Origin of the sequence: Rathayibacter sp. AY1C6, assembly GCF_002931535.1 — a bacterium.
In the GTDB taxonomy this organism is placed as follows: Bacteria; Actinomycetota; Actinomycetes; order Actinomycetales; family Microbacteriaceae; genus Rathayibacter.
The window spans coordinates 50,216-69,413 of sequence record NZ_PSWC01000022.1 but is presented as its reverse complement, the minus strand read 5'-3'; the positions used below and the strand labels follow the sequence as shown (position 1 = coordinate 69,413).

The window sequence follows — 19,198 nt, the reverse complement described above, 5'->3', positions numbered from 1 at the left end:
TTCGTCGCCACTCCCGAGGAGCAGCGCCACCGTCCCGGCCGGGAGCGGCGCCGCTCCCGGCCGGGACGGTGGCGCTGCTCCTCGGGAGTGGCGACGAAGACGTGTCCGGCGTCGCAGAGCCAGCACAGGTACACGTCGGCCGCGGGCGGGATCTGGCTGAGCACGATGCCCTCGTTGTACTCGGGCCGGTACTGCCGCACCAGGACAGGGTAGGACGCCCAGGCCTCCCGGTAGGTGCCGACCGCGTAGGGGACGTCGGCGCCGCGCGAGAACCGCCGCCTCTGCCACCACCGCCCGATCGCCTCCGCCACCCTCCGCACGCTACGCGCGACCACCGACGCGGAAGCGGCGCCCGCGTGCGCAGGCGGGATCTCGACACGCCCTCCGGGCTGCTCCATCAGCATGCGCGGCGGAAGGGACTATCCGCCCGCGCGGCGTGCTCCCGGCCGACTGGGAGCGGCGGAGCCGTCCCTCGCCTAGTGTGCGGAGTCCTGCTCGTCGATGTCCGCGATCTCGGCCTCGTCCGGCTTGAAGGTCAGCGAGAACATGGCGATCGCGACGAGCACGACGATGAAGGCGACGCCGAACGAGATGAGCGCGACGACCGGCTCGCGGGTCGAGAGCATGACGACCAGGCCGACGAAGGCCGCCATCACCGCGGAGAAGCCGATGAGCTCGAGCGGGCGCAGGCGGTCCTTGCGGGTCGGCTGGAACGTGCGGGGCGTGAACTCGCCGGGGTCGCGCGGCGGGGCGGAGTCGGCCGCCGAGGCGCGGTCGGCGGGAGAGGCGGGGTCGGGCTGCTGGCCTTCGGCGGTCATCGGTCTCCTCCGGAGGTCGGTGTCGTGGGGGCGACGGGATCGTGTCCGGTGGCTGCGTCGGCGCCGGCGGCCCATTTGAGCGAGAACGCCGCGATGGCGAGGAACACGGCGACCATCACGGCGTAGGCGCCGAGGAGGCCGACGGTGACGACGGGATGGGGCGGGAGGAGTCCGAAGGCGGCGCCGAGGAGCATCGTGCCGATGCCGACGATCACGGAGTCGCGGGCGGCGAGGCCCTGACCGCGGCGGCCGCTCGAGAACTCGAGGAAGCCGGAGAGCAGCGCCCAGCCGGCGACGAGGGCGACGAAGGAGAGCAGGTTGGCGACCGGGAGCGCGACGAGCGCCGCGACTCCGGCGACCAGGGTGAGCACCGCGGAGCCGAGGGCGAGCGGGCGGGCCCGGCCGCTCCAGCTGCGGAGCCCGAGGGCGAGCGAGACGGCGCCGGTCGCGATCGCGAAGCCGCCGAAGACGGCGAGGCCGAAGGCGGGCCCGTGGTCGGGCGAGAAGGTGACGACGCAGCCGGCGACCGCCGCGATCACGGCGCGCGCGAGGGGCAGGGTCCACAGGCGGCGGTCGGAGTCGGCGGCGATGGCCACGGTCGAGCCTCTCTGGGATGGAGGGAGAAGGCGTCCGGGAGCGGACGGCTGGGCGCGCGACGGCACGGCGACGCGGACTCCAGCGATTTTACGCTCCCGCGGCTCCGCCCAGGCCCGGAGCGGGGCCCGGGGCGCGATCCGGGGCGAAGTCGCAGGCGGCTCAGCCGAGCCAGACCTCCTCGACCCGCGGGAACACGGCGTCGGCGGAGAAGCGCTCGCGGAAGCGCGCCCCGGCCTTCTCGACGACCTCGGCCCGGGCGTCCTCGTCGGTGATGAGCTCGGTCAGCGCGGCGGCGAGGCCCTCGACGTCTCCGGGCGCGACAACGCGGCCGCAGCCGTCGCCGAGGACCTCGGGGATGCCGCCGACCGCGGTCGAGACGACGGCCGCGTCGCGGGCGAGGGCCTCGAGGATGAAGATCGGCATCGCCTCGTCGCGCGAGGGCAGGACGGCGATGGACGCCTCGTCGAGCAGGGCGAGCAGGCGGGCGTTCTCGAGCGAGCCGAGGAACTCGATCCCCGGGACGCCGCGGTCGACGACCTCCGGCTCGCGGATCGGACCGGCGACCAGCAGGCGCCAGCCCTCCTTGCCCTCGACCTGCGCCCACGCCTTCTGCAGCACGTCGACGCCCTTGCGGTGGCTGACCACGCCGCCGAAGACGACGGTGCGGGTCTTCTCGCGCGGGGTGCCCTGCTCGAGCGCGTTGGGCACGAGGTGCACGCGCTCGGCGGCGACGTAGCGGCGGCAGATCGCCGAGGTCTCCTCCGAGAGCGAGATGATCTCGTCCGCGCTGCGCAGCACGTCCTTCACCAGGCGCGGGTGCGCGGCGGTGAAGGCGGCGAACTCGCTGCCGTGCAGGTGGGCGACCGTGCGCAGGCCCAGGCGGTGCGCGAGGCGGAGGAGGGACCCCTCGCGGAGGAACGAGCCGCGCTCCGAGAGGTGGACGACGATCACGGCGCCGGGCTCGCGGCGCGCGATCGCGACGATGCGGGCGGCGGCGCCGGCGGCCAGGCGGGCCGCGGCGACGTGCTCGCCCGGAGCGGTGCGGGAGGAGATCACCCGGACGTCCGAGCGCTCGAACGGCCAGCGCAGGTACCCGTTGACGACCTGCGTCATGCCTCCGGGGACCTCTCCGCTGCGGCCGACGTGGTACACCCGCGTCTTCGGGCCGGCAGGGGCTGCCGCGGCGGCCGGGCGGCTGCGGGGCGGCACGGCGAGCAGCGCCTGGATGTCGTCGCGGACGCCGCGGAGGCGCCCGCGGGCGACGAGCAGCTTCTCGAGCAGCTCGCTCCGGCGGGCGACGACGGCGGAGAAGGTCTCGACGCCGGCGGCCGGGGTCGTCCGGGACATGTCGACCGTGACGTCGTGGATCCCGATGGTCTCGAAGTGGCGCGAGGCCTTCGTCGATCCGTCCATCTGCAGGCTCACCGGGGCCGCGCCCTCGGTGAACGCCATGATGATCACGTGCAGCCGGTCGCTCATCGCGACGCGGGCCGTGCGGTAGAGCTCGCGCAGCAGGATCTCGTGCTCGTCGTGGGTGTGCGCCGGATCCCAGTCGAGGATGTCCGCGTCGAGGTCGGCGGCGAGACGGCGGGAGCGCTCGGCGTCGACGGCGACCTGCGTGACGACGACGATGTCGAGGTCCTCGCGCTCGGCGAAGCCCTTGATCGCGGCCAGCCACTCCTGCTCGGGATAGGGGCGGGCGTCCACCTCGTGGTCCTCGCGGAGGGAGAGGACCAGAACGCGCCGCTCCTCGTCGGGCTGCGCGGCGAACGCGGTCAGCTCCGCGTCGCTCGAGCCCTCGCCGTAGCCGAGGTCGGGCATGGCGGCGCCGACGCGCATGTAGCCGGCAGTCTTGTCGTCGCGCCAGCGGGTGTAGCTCGAGAGCGCCATCGAGGGCCACATGATCGCGCGGGGCAGCGGGGCGAAGTTGCGGGTGCCCACGCCGGCGCGGATCACGCGGCCGCCGCCGAGGCGCACCAGGGCGATGCCCGGGAGCATCACGAGGTGCTCCTTCATCCCGATCAGGGTCAGCTGGATCTCCCCCGGCTTGAACACCGAGTTCGCCCGGCCGGCGAGGGCCTCGCGGGCGAGCGCCGCGTACCAGCGCAGGAGCGAGCGGTACACCGTGTCGTCCGGGCCCAGGCGCAGGCCGTCGTCGTAGCCCCACGGCGAGTGGCCCACGTAGACGTGGAGCGGACCCGACTCGCGGAGCCAGTCGAGGAGCTGGCGACGCAGGATGATGTCGCCGATGTTCTCGTACTGGCCGCGGCCGACGGCGAAGATCGATCGGGCAGGTGTCACGGGCGGGCCTTTCGGAGGGGTTCGCGTGGGGGTGACCGGTGCGGAGCGGGGAGCGTCGCGGGTCTCCCCGGTCGATCCTCCTGCCGCGCTGCCGTCGTGGGCCGGGCCGGCCGGGCTCCGCAGGAGCGGGCTCGGGGCCGATGGCGCCCCGGGCAGACTAGCGCAGGCGGGCTCGGCGGCTCGAGGAGGAGTGCTCGCGTCAACAGCCGTTGGTGACCAGGAAGGCCTTGAGGAAGGCGCCGGTCTGGTAGACGTACTGGTTCACCAGGTAGTCCAGGCCCATCGGCTCGCCCGAGGGCACCATCGAGAGCTCTCCGGAGTAGCAGCGCTCGATGATCATCTCGGCGCGCACGAGGTGGGAGGCGTTGGTGATCACGATGACGTGGTCCCAGCCGTACTGCTCGGCCATGTCGCGCAGCTGCCGGGCCTCTCCCTGGGTCGTGAGCGGGTCGGCGGAGTAGCAGAGGACGTCGCCGCCGGGCTCGTTGCACTTCTTGTACTTCTTGGCCTCGTAGGGAGCGTTCATCTCGCCGGGGCCGACCGAGAGCACCATCGTGTCCGTCGCTCCGGAGGTGATGATCCGGCGGGCGAACTCGACGCGCGCCCTCGTGGACGGGCCGAGCACGAAGACCGCGTCCGCCTGCTCGGGGATCGGGTCGATCGGGGGCGTGACGTAGAGCGGGATCCCGGCGCCGAAGAGGGCGAGGATCACGAGGGGGACGAGCAGGAGCCGTCCGATCACGGTGCGAGCGCGGACCCGGGGGCGCCTCGGGCGCTCCCGGGACGGCGGGGTGGACGGGCGGTCGCCGGTCGCGGTCGTGGCCGTGTCCATCGCGTCCTCCCTCTCGTCGGGACCGCCGCTCGCCCGCGGCGGGTGATCCGCGACGCGGGTGCGACGGCGATCACCAGTGGAGAGCCCATCATCGCAGTGTTTCGGCGCGGGGTCGGCCCGGTGAACGCCCGGTCAATTCTCTCGCCCAGCGGCCCGGCCCGGGGCCGTGTCCAGAGTCGCCGGGTAGGGTCGCCGTTCCTCGACCGACCAGCACTCCCCCTCGTCCATTCCGCGGACGGGCATCCCCGGAGTCCCCTCCCGATCCGACATCCGCCCTCCGATCCGTCGTCGACAGCGCGTGTGACCGTTCCGTGTACACGCATGCGCGGCGGTTCGCCAGTCCTTCAGCGGAATCGCTGATACAGGCCCGACCACCACGCCCGAATGGGGCACTACAACCTGAATCCGTCTCATCCAGCCATCAGTCGCAAGGCCCGTCTATAGCGTCGGGAGGACCAGCACCACCCCCTTGAGCAGCCCCCTCGAACCGCCCCCGACGCCCCCTCGAAGACCCGGAGCCGATCGTGAATCCTCAGACGACGCCAGACCCGACCCGCCCTCGCCGACGACGCGCACGCCTCTCCCTCACCACCGCTCTGATCGCCGCTCTCGGCATCCTGGTCGCCCCCCTCACGGCGCCCGCCGCCTCCGCGGCCACTCTCGACCCGGGCGCCGGGCAGAGCACGCGGATCCAGGAGACGAACTCCTCGCTGACCTACAGCGGCTCGTGGCGCACGATGACGGGCGGCGACAGCGGCGGCGGGATCAAGTTCCTCAACAGCACCGGCTCCGTCTCGTTCAGCTTCCGCGGCACCGGCTTCAGCTGGGTCAGCCGCACCACCGCCTCCGCCGGAATCGCCACCGTCACGGTCGACGGCGCGAGCACCTCGGTCGACCGGTACACGAAGACCACGGCGTACCAGGTCCCGGTGTTCACGAAGAAGGACCTCGCCGACACCGTCCACACGGTCAAGATCGCGTGGAGCGGCACGGCCAACAGCTCCGCGAGCGACAAGAACCTCGTCATCGACGCGTTCGACATCACCCGCGCGACTCCCGCCACCGAGGAGCCGACCGACGAGACCGGCGGCGGCGAGGACGACGGCCCCGTGCTCGACCCCTCCGGAGCGACCAGCCTCCTCGTGCAGGAGACCGACCCCGCGCTGCAGTACACCGGCTCGTGGAGATCGATGGCCGGCGGCGACAGCGGAGGCGGGATGAAGTACCTGACGTCCGCCGGATCGGTGAAGTTCACCTTCGTCGGCACGTCGTGGCGCTGGATCAGCCGAAAGACCTCCTCCTCCGGCATCGCCGCGGTCTCGGTCGACGGCGGACCCGTCACCAAGGTCGACCGCTACAGCTCGACCGCGCAGTACCAGGTGCCGGTCTACGAGACGACCGACCTCGCCGAGGGCACGCACACCGTGACCATCTCCTACACGGGGACGAAGAACTCCAAGTCGACCGACAAGAACCTGATCATCGACGCGTTCGTCCTCGCCGAGGACGGCCTCGCGACCGACGCCGTGGAGCTCTCCCCCCTGACCGACGGCTACACCGTCGCCTGGGACGCGCCCTTCAGCTCGCGGGTCGTCTCGTACGACGTGCACCGCTCGAACGAGGACGGCTCCGGCGACACGGTCGTCGGCACCGTCGCCGACCCGGTGCGCCAGTACCGCGACGAGACCGCCGAGGCGGGACGCGCCTACACGTACACCGTCACGGCGACCGACGACGCCGGCCGCGACTCGCGGCTGAAGGAGTCGGCCACCACCTCGGCCGACATCCTCGCCTCCCGCGCCTCGCTGCTCGCGGCCTTCGACTGCCCCGCCGCCACCAAGACGGTGTCGACCTCGGCGCAGCTCGTCACGGCCCTGACCAACCCCTCCTCCGGCGACGTCATCCGCCTGGCCGACGGCGTCTACACCGGCAAGTTCGCCCTCCGCGGCACCGCCGCCCAGCCCGGCTCGATCTGGATCTGCGGCTCGCCCAACGCGGTCCTCACCTCCGGATCCACCTCGAGCGGCACCGCGCTCATCCTGAACACGGTGAGCGACGTGCACCTCGTGGGCTTCTCGGTCCGCAGCTCCTTCCAGGGCATCCAGGTGCTCGCCAGCAAGGGCGTCCAGATGGCCGGCCTGACGGTGAGCGAGATCGGCTACGAGGCGGTCCACTTCCGCAGCCAGACCACCGACTCCCTGATCGTCGGCAGCACCATCCGCCGCACCGGCCTCGTCTCCGCCAAGTACGGCGAGGGCGTCTACGTCGGCACCTCCGACCGCAACTGGTGCGAGTACAACGACTGCGATCCGGACCGCACGGCCCGCATCGCGGTCGTGGACAACACGATCAGCGACACCGGCGCCGAGCCGATCGAGGCCAAGGAGGGCACCCTCGACGGCGACATCATCGGGAACACGGTCGTCGGCGGATCGCGGCTCGCCTCGGACGTGGTCTCGCTGATCCTCGTCTCGGGCAACGGCTGGCTGGCCGCGGGCAACTCCGCCGCGGGCACCACCACCTACGGCTACCAGGTGATCACCCGCGCCGACGGCTCGGGCAACGACAACACGATCAGCGGGAACCTCGCGCTGAAGACCAGCAACGCGGTGGTCTACCTCCACCAGCCGTCCAACTGGTCCACCAGCGGCAACACGCTGAGCTGCTCCAACTCCGGGAAGGACCTGATCGGGAACGTGGCCTGCACGCCGTGACCTGATCCGCTGCCCGCGCACAGAACCGCCGCCGTCGTCCCCTCGACGGCGGCGGTTCTGCGTGTGCCCGCCTCCCGCCGACCACGCGCGAGTCGGCGGAGTCGCGCGCGACGACCGCGACCACCGCGGACTCGCGAGGGCGCGGGCGGGCGCTCGGCGTCTCCGGGGCCGCAGGAGTGGGCCGGTCGGACGGTGACGCGATCAGAGCCCGGCTGACGCGCCCGCGCCTCTCCAGCACGCAGAAGTGGGCGGAGTCGCGCGCGAGTACTGCGACTTGTGGGGGCTCGCGGGGTGAGCGGGCTCCCGGGAGCCGGTGAGGCACGTGATCAGGCCACGGCGGGCGCTGGAGACGCTGGGGAAGGACGGACGGGTGGGCCAGGCCCCGGAGAGCCCGCGGGCCCGGACGGTGACGCCGCCTCCTGCCGAGTCCGCGGAGGTGGGCGGAGTCGCGCGCGAGTACCGCGAGTTCTGCGGGCTCGCGGAGGGGTGGAGGGGGCTGGAGTGCCGGCCAGGCGTCGGAGGGGCCGGCTGGGTCCGGACAGAGGGCAAGCCGGGCCCCCGCCGGGCACCGCGCAGTCCCCGGATGCGGAAGAGCGCACCGCGGCCGGGGCCGGGGTGCGCTCTTCCGCAGCGTGCGAGGACGCGATCAGACGATCGCGGGGGCCTTCTGCAGCTTGTGGCGGGCCAGGACGACCGCGCCGACCACGGGGGTGCCGGCGGTCTCGATCCAGTGCACGTCGGCGGCGGCCTGGGGCGAGTCGACCTTGCCCTCGATCAGGACGAGGACGGCGCCGTCGGCCACACCGCGGAAGGTCGGCGACTGCTCGGTCGCGCCGAGAGTGCCGGTGACGATCAGGACGATGTCGTAGACCTTCTCGAGCTCCTCGACCAGCGCGCGGAGGGCGTCGGTCGGCATCGGCGTGCCGGCCTGGGCGCCGCCCGCGGGGAGCAGGTCGACGCGGTCGGTCGAGCGCTTGATGATCGCGTCGTCGAGCGAGGCGGCTCCGGCGAGCACCTCGCGCAGGCCCGGGCGTCCGCCCGAGGCGGAAGCGAGAGCAGAGCCCTCGGCGGTGCCGTCCACGATCACGACGGACGAGCCGAGCACGGCCAGCGCCTTGGCGAGCAGCACCGCGCTGGCGGTGTGCGGGGTCTTCTCGGACGCCGGGGCGATCGCGAAGGAGGAGTACGAGCGGGTGCGCGCGATGGCGGAGAGCTCGAACGCGACGGCCGAGTAGCGGGCCGGGATCTCGGTCGAGTTCAGCATCTCGTCGAGCTTGGTGGCCTTGACCGGGACGATGCCCAGCAGCGGCCGGTCGATCGCGGAGCGGACGTCGTCGCCGCTGCGGAGGCGGCGGTCGAGGGCGGTCATCACGATCGCCACTCCCACGCCGACCACGGCGCCGCCGAGGATGCCGAGCGCGAGCAGGACGAGGATGCCACCGGTGACCGGCAGCTCCGGCGGGAGCGCCTGGCTGAGCACCTGGAGCTGGATCTGCGGGACGGCGACGCCGTTCGTGGTGGTCGTCGGGTCGGCCCCCTTCACGGCCGCGTCGAGCTGGGCGGCGACCGCATTGGCGATGACCGCGGCCTGCTCGGGCGAGGGGTCGGTGGCCGAGATCGTGATGACCACGGACTCCGGCTCGGCGAGGACGGTCACGCGCTTGGCGAATTCCTCGATGGGCTCGTCGATGCCGAGGCCGTCGATGACGCCCTGCAGGACGGTGTCCGAGGTGCCGAGGGCGACGGAGGTGACCGTGGCCTGGGAGGCGGCGCTGTTGGCCGCGACCCGGTCCGCGGTCGAGAGGACTCCGGACGAGGAGACCGCGACGTACACGCGTGCGTCCGCCTTGTACTGCGGGAGGAGGACGGCGTTGAGTACCAGGGCCGCCACGGCGCCGAGCAGAGCGAAGGCGACGATGTAGACCCACCTCCGGCCGATGCCGGCGAACAGTCCGTTCAAGGTCATGGTGTGTGGTGTCCCTTTCGTCGACTGCACCGGAGTGCAGGGGGTCTGACTGTAGCGTCGTGATGTGTCGTCCGCGTTGCGCGGAACCGGCCGCGAGGTTTCGCGCGGGAGCGGTGGATCAGAGGTGGGCCTGCAGGAAGGCGAGGATCGCCTTCTTGTTGTTCGGGGTGTTGTTCTGGAGCCCGTGGTGGCCGGAGCCGTCCACGCCGACTTCGGACGCCACTCCGGCGTCCTGCAGGGCGACCTGCATCGCGTCGGCCTGCTCGACCGGGACGAGCTCGTCCTCGGAGGTCAGCCAGATCTGCGGGGCGTCCGTGGAGTCGACCGAGGTGATCGGCGACGCGGGGATGCTCTGCGGGCAGGTCGTCGAGTCGATCTCGTCGCAGTCCAGGTAGGAGAGGATCTGCTCCTTCGCCTCGGGCACCGGCGTGCCCAGCGACATCCCGGTCTCGGTCATGTCGGCGACCGCCGAGAAGGCGACGACCGTCTTGACCCGCGAGCCCTCGGTGAGGGAGCCCTCGCCGAGCGTGCCCATGGTCGCTCCGATGATCGCTCCGGCGGAGCTGCCCATCACGCCGATGCGGGCGGGGTCGAGGCCGAAGCGCGTGACCTGCGCGGGCTCGCGCAGCCACTCCACGGCGGCCTGCGCGTCCTCGATCTGGCCGGGGTACCGGCTGTCCTGGAGGAGGCGGTAGTCGACGGAGACCGAGACGAAGCCGCGCTCGGCGTAGTACTCGCAGAGCTCGGTCATCCCGCCCTCGTCGCGGGCGCCGTCGACGAACCCTCCGCCGTGCAGCATCAGCAGCGCGGGGCGGTCGGTGCCGCCCGCGGTGGGGAGGCAGGCGTCGGCCTTCAGCGAGACGCCGTCGACCGAGCGGTACTCGATCGCCTTCTCCGTCGTGAAGCCGTCGGGCGTGCGGACGGGCTCGGGCTGCGAGGAGCAGCCGGCCAGCCCGAGGGCGACGGCCACGACGGCCGCCAGGACTCCGGCTCTGCGTGCTCGTGTCGTCTTCACTCGTGGGACTCCGCTCTCTTCTTCTCGTAACTGGGGGAGGTGCCGGGCTCATCGGCCGGGACCGCGACGGGATCGGAGACGACTCCGGGGCCGCGCGCAGGGACGGGCACGGGCTTGCGCCGCTTGCCGGGGCCGCCGAGGGCGGCCGGGGGGACGTAGATCCACTTGACCTTCGAGAGGTAGCGGGTCACGAAGAGCGAGAGGACGACCGCGAGCACCATGACGATCAGAAGCAGCGGCACCTCGAAGCCGCCGATCTCGGAGCGGTCCTCGGGGAGGATCACCCGCAGGATCGTGATGGCGATCACGATGAAGTAGAGGTGCAGCAGGTAGATGTGCAGGCTGCGCTCGCCGCAGATCGTGAAGAAGTTCAGGAATCGCACTCGGGAGAGGGCCCGCGACACGAGGATGCCCATCGCGACGGCGGCCATCTGGCCGGCGAGGGCGAGGAACGGCACCCAGCGGATCGGGAAGAGGAAGAGCACCGCGCTCAGCACGACGAAGACCGGAGTGACGTAGAGGAACGCGCGGCTCCCCTTCTGCTCGACGAAGTCGATGATCCTCTTCGAGTAGAGCGTGCCCACCAGGAAGAAGACGAACAGGGCGCCGATGCGGTTCCAGCCCACGTTGGTCGTGTTGAGGAGACCGGTGGTGAACATCGTCCCCATCACCGCGGCGAGGGCGACCTGCACGCGGTGGTCGACCTTGCGCAGGAGCCACGCGCCGAGCGTGAAGAGGACGAGGCCGTAGATGAACCAGTAGCTGCTGCTGGGCCAGAAGAACAGCAGGAGCAGGTTGAGCGGGTCGGTCGCGGGGAGCTCGCCGAGTCCGCCGTTCGCGAGCGGCACGACCAGGTAGAAGGCCATGCGGATCACGGACCAGACCACGTAGAGCCAGAGCAGCGGGTACAGCCTGCGGCGCCAGAGGTCGCCGAAGCTCCAGGTGCGGATGCGCGAGCCGAAGAGACCGGACACCAGGAAGAAGAGGGGCATCGGGAACAGCTCGAACACGACCTTGATGCGGCCGAGAGTGTTCTCGACCCCGATGTCACCGAGGTACAACGACGTGTGGTAGTACACGACCATCAGGATGGCGGCACCCTTGGCGAAATCCACCCATTCGCGTCGGGCCCCGCCCGTAGGCTTCAGCAGCTTCATTCTCTCCCCCTTGTGCCCGGTCGTACCGCTCGTGAATTCCATCCGAGGTGAACAAGGCTCAGAGAAGGACGCAGGCCCGGTCGCAGAATGCGACCGAGGATCAAGACTAAGGGTGTATCGTCCGCGCCGCACATTCGACGGAATAGTGACGAGGACTCGATTGCCGGGAAGCGCACTCCGGCCTCTCCGCGCACCGGGGAGACGACGGTCACCGGCGTCCGTTCCCGGCGCTCATCGCCGCTCGGTAGAGCGCGGGCGCCGCGGCGGCGAGCCCGAAGAGGACGGAGCGCTTGAGGTCGCGCCGGCGCACGAGCGCGACCAGGTGCCGGAGCCCCGCCTCGTCGTGCGCGGCCCGCCAGAGCCGGTCGGCCTCCTCGGGGCTGTGCGCGCCCGAGGTGGCGTCCTTGAAGCGGGAGAGCAGGGAGAAGCGCGCGCGGTAGTAGGAGTAGTCCTGCGAGTCGAGGAGGCGCGGGTCGAGCCCGCGGGCCGTCCGCTCGATCACGGCGGCGAGCCCGGCGAGCGAGTCGGCGCGCTTCGCGCCCGAGCGGATGATCGAGCCCGAGCGGAGGCGGTACTCGTAGACGGAGTCGGGGACGACGACGACCTCGTCGGCCGCGGCGAGCAGCTGCGCGACCTGCGCCTGGTCCGAGTGCTGGCGGATCCGCGTGAACTCGATGCCGTCGAACAGCTCGCGGCGGAACAGCTTGTTCCAGAGGTGCCCGGTCAGCTCCCCGACCAGGAGCGCGGTGAAGGCGCCCCGGCCCGAGAGCGCGAGCGGGCCGCGCAGGGAGCCGACGGGCGTGGATCCGGTGGCGTCGACCGCGACCGCCTGGGCGACCACCACGTCGGCGCGGCCCGCCTCCCCCGCCGAGAGCATGGCCTCGACCGCGGTCTCCGGCCACTCGTCGTCGGCGTCGACCAGCCAGACCCACTCGCCGGCGGCCTCGCCGACGGCGCGCTCGCGAGCGGCGGCGACGCCCTGGTTCTCGTCCTGGCGGAGGTAGCGGATCCGCTCGTGCTCCTCGGCGAACGCGCGGCCGATCGCCTCGGTCCCGTCGGTCGAGGCGTCGTCGACCACGAGGATCTCGAGCTCGGCGTGGGTCTGCCGCAGCAGGCGCTCCAGGGCGGAGGCGAGGTGCGCCTCCTCCTGGTGCGCCGGGACCACCACCGAGACGAGGGTCACTTCTGCCCCACGACCCGGCGGAGCACCGTCTCGAGGTCGCGGCCGCTGGACTCCAGCGAGAAGCGGTCGAGCCAGCGGTCGATGCCGGTGATCTCGAGCTCGCTCGCGCGGATCAGCGCGTCGGCGAGGTCGGAGGCGGAGGGGGTGAGCGCGAGCTCGCCGGTCAGGCCGGGGACGATAGCGTCCGCGACTCCGAGCGCCCCGGACACGGCGACCGAGGGGACGCCGGCGGCGGCCGCCTCGACCAGCACGTTGCCGAAGCCCTCGCGCAGCGACGGGAGCAGCACGACGGCGTTCTCGTCGAAGTGGTGGAACCAGTCCTCGACCCAGCCCATGTCCTGGAAGTCCACGCCGCGCGCGGTCGCCTCCGCCTTCATGCTGCCGAGCAGCGGGCCGCCACCGAAGGAGACGACCTTCGCGGGGATGCCGCGGCGCTCCAGCTCCTCGGCCGCGAGGATCGCGAGCTCGGGGCGCTTCTGGACGACGAGGCGGCAGGGCAGCACGATCTGCAGGCCCGCCGCAGTGCCGGGGGTGCGCGAGACCTGGCGGGAGCGGTCGACCTTGGCGGTCGCCGGGTTCGGCACGACGGTGCAGCGCTCGCCCGAGACGCCGAAGCCGGCGACGAGCTCGCCCGCGACGGGGTGCGAGATCGCGATGACGTGGTCGGCGCGGCGGTAGAGCGTCTTGGCGAGCCCGAGCTGCACCTTCTGGGTCCTCGAGAAGCCCGGGATGCCGAGCGAGACGAGGTTGCGCTCGCTCACGATGGTCTTCGGGCGGTCCGCCTTCGCGGTCATCTCGGCCGAGGCCAGGAGCACGATGTTCGGGTAGCCCTGCAGGGCGACCGCGACGTCGGGGGTGCGGCGGCGGAACAGCTCCTTGAGCATCCGCGCCTTGCCGACGTGGCCCTTGCCCTCGCCGATGCGGTGCAGCACGGCGCCCTCGGGGAGGTACTCGTCCGTGCCCTTCACCGAGGTGGTGACGACGTCGACGTGGTGGCCCTGCTCGAGGAGCCAGCCCATCCAGGTGCGGGCGACGAACTCGGCCCCGCCGCCGTGCAGCGACGTGACGACGAACATGATCCGCATGCGCGGTCCCTTCTCCTGCGCCGCGCTCATCGCACGACCTCCGCGCCGAGGCCGCGGGTGTTGAGCGCCGAGAGGCGGCGCACCTCGGGCATGGCCGCGTCGATGGTGGCGCGCACGCCGCCGTCGCCCGGCTCCGCGAGGATGCGGTCGATCACCGGGAGGACGCGGTCGGCGAAGCCGGGGACCGGCTCGACGCACAGCTGCGGCAGGCCGATGAGGCGCATGATGCCCTCGACCTTGCCCTGGGTGGCGAGGGTGATCGCGGGGACGCCGAGCGAGAGCGACATGATCGCGAGGTGCATGCGGCCGGTGACGGTCAGCAGGGCGTCCTCGGCGAGGCCGCGGATCTCGGCGGGCATGAGCACGCGGTCGACGACGGTGACGCCCTCGGATCCCACGCGCTCGGCGACCGCGCGGACGGCCACCTTGTCGTCGCCGATGGGGCGGGAGACGTGCGGGAGGAGCACGACGTGCACGCCGGCGGCGCGCAGGCGGTCGACGATGCGCTCGTACTCCGGCACCTGGTCGACCATGCCGGCGACGAGGGCGCTCGCGTTCACGAGCGCGAAGGGGACGCCCTCGGGCAGCCCCAGCCCCTCGCGGAAGCTGCGGTCGCGGGTGCGCGCCGAGAAGACGATGTCCGTGACCTCCTCGACGCGCTGCACGCCGATGCTCCGGGCGCGCTCCGCCGAGAGCGGGTCGCGGAGCATCGGGACGACGCCGGCGCGGGAGGCGGCGATCAGGGAGCGGCGGGCGGCGAGGCGCGCCGCCGCGTTCCAGGAGAAGCCGAGGATGCGCGTGGGCACCCCAGCCTCGGCGGCCGCCTGCGCGAGCAGGGAGCGGCGGACCGAGCCGCGGAGGCTGTACTTGCCGTCCATCATGTCGGCGCCGACGACCGAGACCGAGCGGGCGCGGCGGATCAGCGCGGCGTAGGCGCGGAGGTCGGCGGCGTGCGCGTCGCCCACTCCGTAGACCAGGTGCGGGAGCTCGACGACCTCGACCCGGTCGGCCTGCTCCTCGGGGATCACGACGTCGCCGGCGTAGCGCTGGACGACCACGACGGGACCGGTGGTGTTCTCGAGGAACGCCTCCAGCATCGCCTGGTCGCCGATGTTGCCGCTGCCGGGAGCGGCGATCACGAGGTGCGACTCGGGCTCGGGTCGGAGGTCCACGAGGGCGGCACGGAGCACCGCCGCGTCGCGGCGGGCGGGCAGGCGGGTCGTCGTGACGAAGTCCTTCTTCCAGGACTTGACGACGCCGAGCTTGAGTTTCATCGATCTCTTTCGGTGGGGGGAACGGCGGCGGGAGGCCGCTCGGAGTCGGGGGTGCCGGCCGTGACGGCTCCGTCGACCAGCGCGCTGTCACCGGTGGGGCTGGTGGCGTCGACCGTGGCCGGGGCGGGAGCGGCGGCCGGGCGGCTGCGGCGGAAGTGGCGGCGCAGGTCGGCGAGGCCGAGGATCTGGCGGCGGAACGCGGGGAGGATCAGCATCCAGAGCCCGACCCCGACCAGGACGGCGGCACCGCCCACGAGGAGGCGGAGGACGGGCTGGTCGGCGGCGATCCAGACGGTGGAGAAGTAGGCGCCCACCGTGATCGATCCGAACGTGATGCCGCTGCGGAGGCCGTTGGTGAACATCTCGCGGGCGGGGGCGTCGGAGGTGCGGCCGATCCAGATCAGCGCGATCGGCCAGGTGAGGGCGAGCGAGCCGGCGTACGCGACCGCGACGCCCGTCACTCCCCAGTTGGAGCCGAGCAGGATCAGGACGACCATCAGCGGGCGGGTCGCCAGGCTGTACCAGACGCTCTGGCGCACGAGGCCCTTGGAGAGGAACACCCACCAGGAGCAGTAGGCCGTGGCCTGGAAGAACCCGGCCACGAGCAGGATCTGGAAGATCGGGACCGAGGCGAGCCACCGCTCCCCCAGCAGGATCCGGATGACCGAGTCGGACTGGGAGCCGAGGACGGCGAGCACGAGGCCCATCACCGTCAGCATCGCCGACTGGCCGAAGAGGATGAACGTGCGGAACCGCTCGCGCTCGTCCTGCAGCTTGGAGAGCACGGGCAGGGCGACGCGCTGCGCCGGGGCGTTGAGCTGCTGCAGCGGCAGCATCATCAGCTGGAACGCGCGGTTGTAGAGGCCCAGGTCGACCGGGCCGAAGCGCGCGCCGATGATGACGGAGTCGACGTTCTTGCTCGCGTAGGTCAGCGCCTGGGTCGCGAAGACGCCGCCTCCGTAGCGGAGGAAGTGGCCCATCGCCTCGCCGCGGCGGTAGCGGCCGGGACGCCAGCCCGTGATGAAGACCAGCATCAGCACGCCGATGAGCGGCTGCACGACCTGGCTCGCGGCCAGCGCCCAGTAGCCGGCGCCGCCGAGCGCCATCAGCACGCCGACCAGGAGGCCCAGCACCTGGCCGACGATGTCGACCAGGGTGAGCTTCACGAAGCGGAGGTGCCGGGCGAGGTCGGCGCGGAACTGCGTCGAGATCCCGTTGAGGAGGAACGTCGAGGAGAGCACGACGGTCAGCAGCTGGAGCCGGTCGTCGCCGTAGAGGGCGGCGATCGGCCACGAGGCCGCGATGACCAGCAGGGTGAGGGTGAGGCCGATGCCCGCGTTCATCCAGAACAGGTTGCTCTTCTGGCCCGGCGTGATCTCCTTCGCCTGGATGGCGGCGGAGGAGAGGCCGAAGTCGCGGAAGATCTCGCCGATGCCGATGATCGCCGTGACCATCGCGAGCAGGCCGTAGTCGGCCGGCGCGAGCAGGCGCGCGAGGACGACGATGCTGCCCAGCTGGACGGCGATGCGGATCGCCTGCCCGCCGATGGTGACGGCGGCGCCGCGGCTCGCGGAGCGGCCGAGGCTCGGGGACGGCTTCTGCGTGGTCCCGGTCATCGGGTCGAGCCCTTCTTGGTGGCGATCGCGCCCTCGTAGGCCTTCTTGAGCTGGAGTCCGAGGACGTCCCAGTCGCGGCCGGAGAGGGCGGGGAGCCCCTCCGGCGGGCGGGTGCGCGTGCGCTCGAGCGCGGAGGTGATCAGCTCGGGCGTGAGATCGCCGTCGTACTCGATCACCCAGTCGCTGCCGACCTCCTCGGCCAGGGCCGTGTTGGTGGGCGTGCGCGGCACCAGGATCGGCCGGCCGAGCGAGAGGGCGACCAGGATCGAGCCGGAGTTGTGCATCTCGCGGTAGGGAAGGACGATCAGCTCGGCCCGGCCGATCTCGTCGACCATCTCGGCGTCGTCGACCCGGCGGAGCGTGGTGCGCACCCGGGTGTCGCGGGCGGCCCGCTCCTCGACCAGCTCGCGCTGGCCCGTGCTGGGGCTGCCGACCACGTGCAGGGAGAGGGAGTCGTCCTCCACGCCGCGGAACACGTCCATCAGCTCGACGACGCCCTTGTACGGGCGGATGATGCCGAAGTAGAGGACGCGGCCGTGCTCGCGCTCGGGCAGCGGGTGCTGCGCGAACTGGTCGCGGTAGTGGCCGTGCAGCACGGTGACGGCGGGCGCCCGGCCGGGAGCGACGGTCGTCGGGTTCAGGCGGACGAACAGGTCGGTCGCGCGGTCGACCCGGGCCAGCGAGCGGCGCTCGGCGGCGGGACCGAGCTCGTGCGGGTGCAGGTTGTGCACCGTCCGCACGAGCGGGATGCGCTGGAGCGCGAGGCGCACCAGCAGCACGTCGAGGGCGCGGCGGCGGAGGAAGCGGTGCAGCGGGCTGCGGCCGCGGATCATCAGCTCGGGCCAGTGCACGTGCAGCACGTCGTAGTCGGCGAGCAGGGCGCTGCGCCAGGAGAAGAACAGCAGCTCGACGCCGGGCGCCAGGCCGTCGACGATCGAGTCGACGTACTGCGTGGTCGAGTCCGGCGGCGCGAGCGACTGCTGGACGACGAGCGCGGCCGGCGACGAGTCGTTCCTGCGGGCGAGGCGGCTCATCGCTCGCCCCGCATCCCGACGGCCATCGGCGCGTCGAAGATCCTCGCCCCGAGGGGCTGGCGCATCCGGATGCCCTTCGAGAAGTCGGGGACGTGCACCGGGTTGAGGCAGATGATGACGAGGAAGCCCAGGAGCAGGTGGCTGGGGCGGACCGCGTCGATGGCGTTGTAGCCGGCGAGGCAGACCATGAAGCCGAGCAGGCCCGCCGCAGGACCGACGTCGCGACGGCTGAGCGTGGCGCCGAACATCGCGGCCACCATGATCACGAAGAGCAGCAGGCCGGGGATGCCGACGCTGATCAGCAGCTGCAGGAACGAGTTCTCGATGACGACGTCCGAGAACCGCCTGCCGCTGATGCCGGACGTCGCCGCTCCGGAGCCGAGCCAGTGCGTGAGCTCGGCCGCCTTCAGCGACACGGTCACCGCGAGGTCGCGGGCGCCGGCCGAGATGGAGGCGTCGAGGTTGTTGTTGCGGGCGGTGACGGGCTCGAAGTTCAGGACTCCGACACCCGCGACGAGCCCGGCGATCAGGATCGAGCCGGGCCGGAGCAGCGAGCGGTTCGGGTTGAGGAAGCCCACGGCGACGAGCGCGACGACGACCGCGACGGCGATGGCCGCCATCGGTCCGCGCGAGACGGTCGCGACGACGCCGCCCGAGGCCAGGATGCCCAGCAGCAGGTCCGACTTGCGGGAGCCCTGGAGCCAGGAGCCGAACGCGAGACCGGCGCCCACCGTGAGGAAGGTGCCGGCGAGCAGCGGGTGGCCGAAGGTGATCTCGGCGCGGTAGAGCGACCAGTGCTGGTCCTGCTCGTAGCCGAGGGCGCCGTAGACGGCACCGAGGATCGGGGAGCTCTGCGCGACCAGCTCGAGGGCGGCGTAGAGGGCGAGCACCCCCGAGAGGATCACCCACGTCTTGCGCAGCAGCACGGCCTCGCGCTGGGCGTCGAAGACGAGCATCGGCACGCCCACGCAGATCGCGAAGCTGAACATCCACGAGACGCCCTCGGTCGCATAGGAGCTGCGCACCGTCGCCACGGCCGACCAGAGCATGAGGGCGATGAACGCGAGGATCACCACGGCCCGCCACGGGGAGAGCACGAGCTCGCGGGTCCACGCCTTGACGGGGGCGCGCCACAGCTCGGGAGCGAGCCCGCGCCGGATCGCCCAGATCACGAGGATGACCGCCCAGAGCGTCATGCGGAACGTCAGGGTCGAGGGGGTGAGCGGCGTCGGGACGAGCGCGAAGAACGCGAGCGCCATCGCCGGCAGCCAGTGCGCGGGGACCCGCAGCAGCACGTAGGCGCCGACGATGCCGCCGACTCCGGCGGCGATCACCAGGAGGCCGGTGGCCGGCTCCCGGGTCGAGAAGATGTACCCCATCCCGAGGACGATCACCAGGGCGACCGAGAAGAGCGCGCCGACGAGGAGTCGTCGCGGGAGGATGTCGATCACGTCAGGGAGTCCTTCTGGCGTCGGAGCGGAGTGGTGGAGGAGGGGGCGGGCGGTGCGGCACTCACGGGAGTGGTCCCGTCGGCCTCGATGAGGATCGCGATGCCCTCGCGAGCCGCCTCTCGGCGGCTGGGACGCCTGCGATGCCGTGCCCTCCT

The 19,198-nt window shown here is 72.1% G+C and carries 14 protein-coding genes and 1 pseudogene; 1 reads left to right on the top strand and 14 read right to left on the bottom strand.

The window, feature by feature from the left end; all coding sequences use genetic code 11:
* The 5 genes and pseudogenes from C5D36_RS13270 to C5D36_RS13250 all read right to left on the bottom strand — a co-directional run.
* Nucleotides 1-311 (bottom strand): annotated as a pseudogene (locus C5D36_RS13270) (hypothetical protein); the annotation flags it as partial.
* Nucleotides 312-476: 165 nt separating this feature from the next.
* Entirely contained in the window at nucleotides 477-818 is a 342-nt protein-coding gene (locus tag C5D36_RS17220) for a hypothetical protein (protein ID WP_258062947.1), read from the bottom strand.
* A complete protein-coding gene (locus tag C5D36_RS13260; protein ID WP_104255875.1) occupies nucleotides 815-1,414 on the bottom strand; it encodes a DUF308 domain-containing protein in 600 nt (199 codons plus the stop codon). The genes C5D36_RS17220 and C5D36_RS13260 overlap by 4 nt, the downstream gene beginning before the upstream one ends.
* A 160-nt stretch (nucleotides 1,415-1,574) precedes the next feature.
* Nucleotides 1,575-3,716, bottom strand: a complete 2,142-nt coding sequence (locus C5D36_RS13255; RefSeq protein ID WP_104292615.1) for a glycosyltransferase family 4 protein — start codon at nucleotides 3,714-3,716, stop codon at nucleotides 1,575-1,577.
* A gap of 199 nt (nucleotides 3,717-3,915) precedes the next feature.
* On the bottom strand, nucleotides 3,916-4,548 hold the full coding sequence (locus tag C5D36_RS13250; RefSeq protein WP_104296026.1) for a YdcF family protein: 633 nt from the start codon (nucleotides 4,546-4,548) through the stop codon (nucleotides 3,916-3,918).
* Between the two features lie 524 nt (nucleotides 4,549-5,072).
* On the opposite strand from C5D36_RS13250, the gene C5D36_RS13245 reads away from it, so the two are divergent.
* The gene (locus C5D36_RS13245) at nucleotides 5,073-7,262 is read left to right on the top strand and encodes a hypothetical protein (RefSeq protein ID WP_104296025.1); all 2,190 of its coding nucleotides are present in this window, start codon (nucleotides 5,073-5,075) and stop codon (nucleotides 7,260-7,262) included.
* Between the two features lie 646 nt (nucleotides 7,263-7,908).
* Here the strand turns inward: C5D36_RS13245 and C5D36_RS13240 are convergent.
* The 9 genes from C5D36_RS13240 to C5D36_RS13200 all read right to left on the bottom strand — a co-directional run bounded on the left by C5D36_RS13240 (nucleotide 7,909) and on the right by C5D36_RS13200 (nucleotide 19,043).
* Nucleotides 7,909-9,228 carry a Wzz/FepE/Etk N-terminal domain-containing protein gene (locus C5D36_RS13240; RefSeq protein WP_104296024.1) on the bottom strand — a complete coding sequence of 440 codons (1,320 nt, stop codon included), beginning with the start codon at nucleotides 9,226-9,228 and terminating at the stop codon, nucleotides 7,909-7,911.
* 118 nt (nucleotides 9,229-9,346) lie between these two features.
* The gene (locus tag C5D36_RS13235; RefSeq protein WP_104247646.1) at nucleotides 9,347-10,243 is read right to left on the bottom strand and encodes an alpha/beta hydrolase; all 897 of its coding nucleotides are present in this window, start codon (nucleotides 10,241-10,243) and stop codon (nucleotides 9,347-9,349) included.
* Nucleotides 10,240-11,400: an acyltransferase family protein gene (locus C5D36_RS13230; protein ID WP_181072898.1), complete on the bottom strand. Its 1,161-nt coding sequence runs from the start codon at nucleotides 11,398-11,400 to the stop codon at nucleotides 10,240-10,242. Before C5D36_RS13230 ends, C5D36_RS13235 begins: the two co-directional genes overlap by 4 nt.
* 208 nt (nucleotides 11,401-11,608) lie before the next feature.
* Nucleotides 11,609-12,583 (bottom strand): glycosyltransferase family 2 protein, encoded by a 975-nt coding sequence (locus C5D36_RS13225; RefSeq protein ID WP_146083015.1) that lies wholly within the window; start codon nucleotides 12,581-12,583, stop codon nucleotides 11,609-11,611.
* The gene (locus C5D36_RS13220; protein WP_104222481.1) at nucleotides 12,580-13,698 is read right to left on the bottom strand and encodes a glycosyltransferase; all 1,119 of its coding nucleotides are present in this window, start codon (nucleotides 13,696-13,698) and stop codon (nucleotides 12,580-12,582) included. The genes C5D36_RS13225 and C5D36_RS13220 overlap by 4 nt, the downstream gene beginning before the upstream one ends.
* Entirely contained in the window at nucleotides 13,695-14,942 is a 1,248-nt protein-coding gene (locus tag C5D36_RS13215; protein WP_104296021.1) for a polysaccharide pyruvyl transferase family protein, read from the bottom strand. The genes C5D36_RS13220 and C5D36_RS13215 overlap by 4 nt, the downstream gene beginning before the upstream one ends.
* A complete protein-coding gene (locus C5D36_RS13210) occupies nucleotides 14,939-16,558 on the bottom strand; it encodes a lipopolysaccharide biosynthesis protein (protein WP_104296020.1) in 1,620 nt (539 codons plus the stop codon). Before C5D36_RS13210 ends, C5D36_RS13215 begins: the two co-directional genes overlap by 4 nt.
* On the bottom strand, nucleotides 16,555-17,592 hold the full coding sequence (locus C5D36_RS13205) for a glycosyltransferase (protein ID WP_104296019.1): 1,038 nt from the start codon (nucleotides 17,590-17,592) through the stop codon (nucleotides 16,555-16,557). Before C5D36_RS13205 ends, C5D36_RS13210 begins: the two co-directional genes overlap by 4 nt.
* Nucleotides 17,589-19,043, bottom strand: coding sequence for an O-antigen ligase (locus C5D36_RS13200; protein WP_104296018.1), 1,455 nt, complete (start codon nucleotides 19,041-19,043; stop codon nucleotides 17,589-17,591). The genes C5D36_RS13205 and C5D36_RS13200 overlap by 4 nt, the downstream gene beginning before the upstream one ends.
* Nucleotides 19,044-19,198: the final 155 nt, after the last annotated feature.

What these genes read in the sequence shown, in the direction of transcription:
- C5D36_RS13250 (WP_104296026.1), bottom strand. Translation starts at nt 4,548, where the DNA reads ATGGACACGGCCACGACCGCGACCGGCGACCGCCCGTCCACCCCGCCG.
- C5D36_RS13230 (WP_181072898.1), bottom strand. Translation starts at nt 11,400, where the DNA reads ATGAAGCTGCTGAAGCCTACGGGCGGGGCCCGACGCGAATGGGTGGAT.
- C5D36_RS13220 (WP_104222481.1), bottom strand. Translation starts at nt 13,698, where the DNA reads ATGAGCGCGGCGCAGGAGAAGGGACCGCGCATGCGGATCATGTTCGTC.
- C5D36_RS17220 (WP_258062947.1), bottom strand. Translation starts at nt 818, where the DNA reads ATGACCGCCGAAGGCCAGCAGCCCGACCCCGCCTCTCCCGCCGACCGC.
- C5D36_RS13205 (WP_104296019.1), bottom strand. Translation starts at nt 17,592, where the DNA reads ATGAGCCGCCTCGCCCGCAGGAACGACTCGTCGCCGGCCGCGCTCGTC.
- C5D36_RS13210 (WP_104296020.1), bottom strand. Translation starts at nt 16,558, where the DNA reads ATGACCGGGACCACGCAGAAGCCGTCCCCGAGCCTCGGCCGCTCCGCG.
- C5D36_RS13240 (WP_104296024.1), bottom strand. Translation starts at nt 9,228, where the DNA reads ATGACCTTGAACGGACTGTTCGCCGGCATCGGCCGGAGGTGGGTCTAC.
- C5D36_RS13215 (WP_104296021.1), bottom strand. Translation starts at nt 14,942, where the DNA reads ATGAAACTCAAGCTCGGCGTCGTCAAGTCCTGGAAGAAGGACTTCGTC.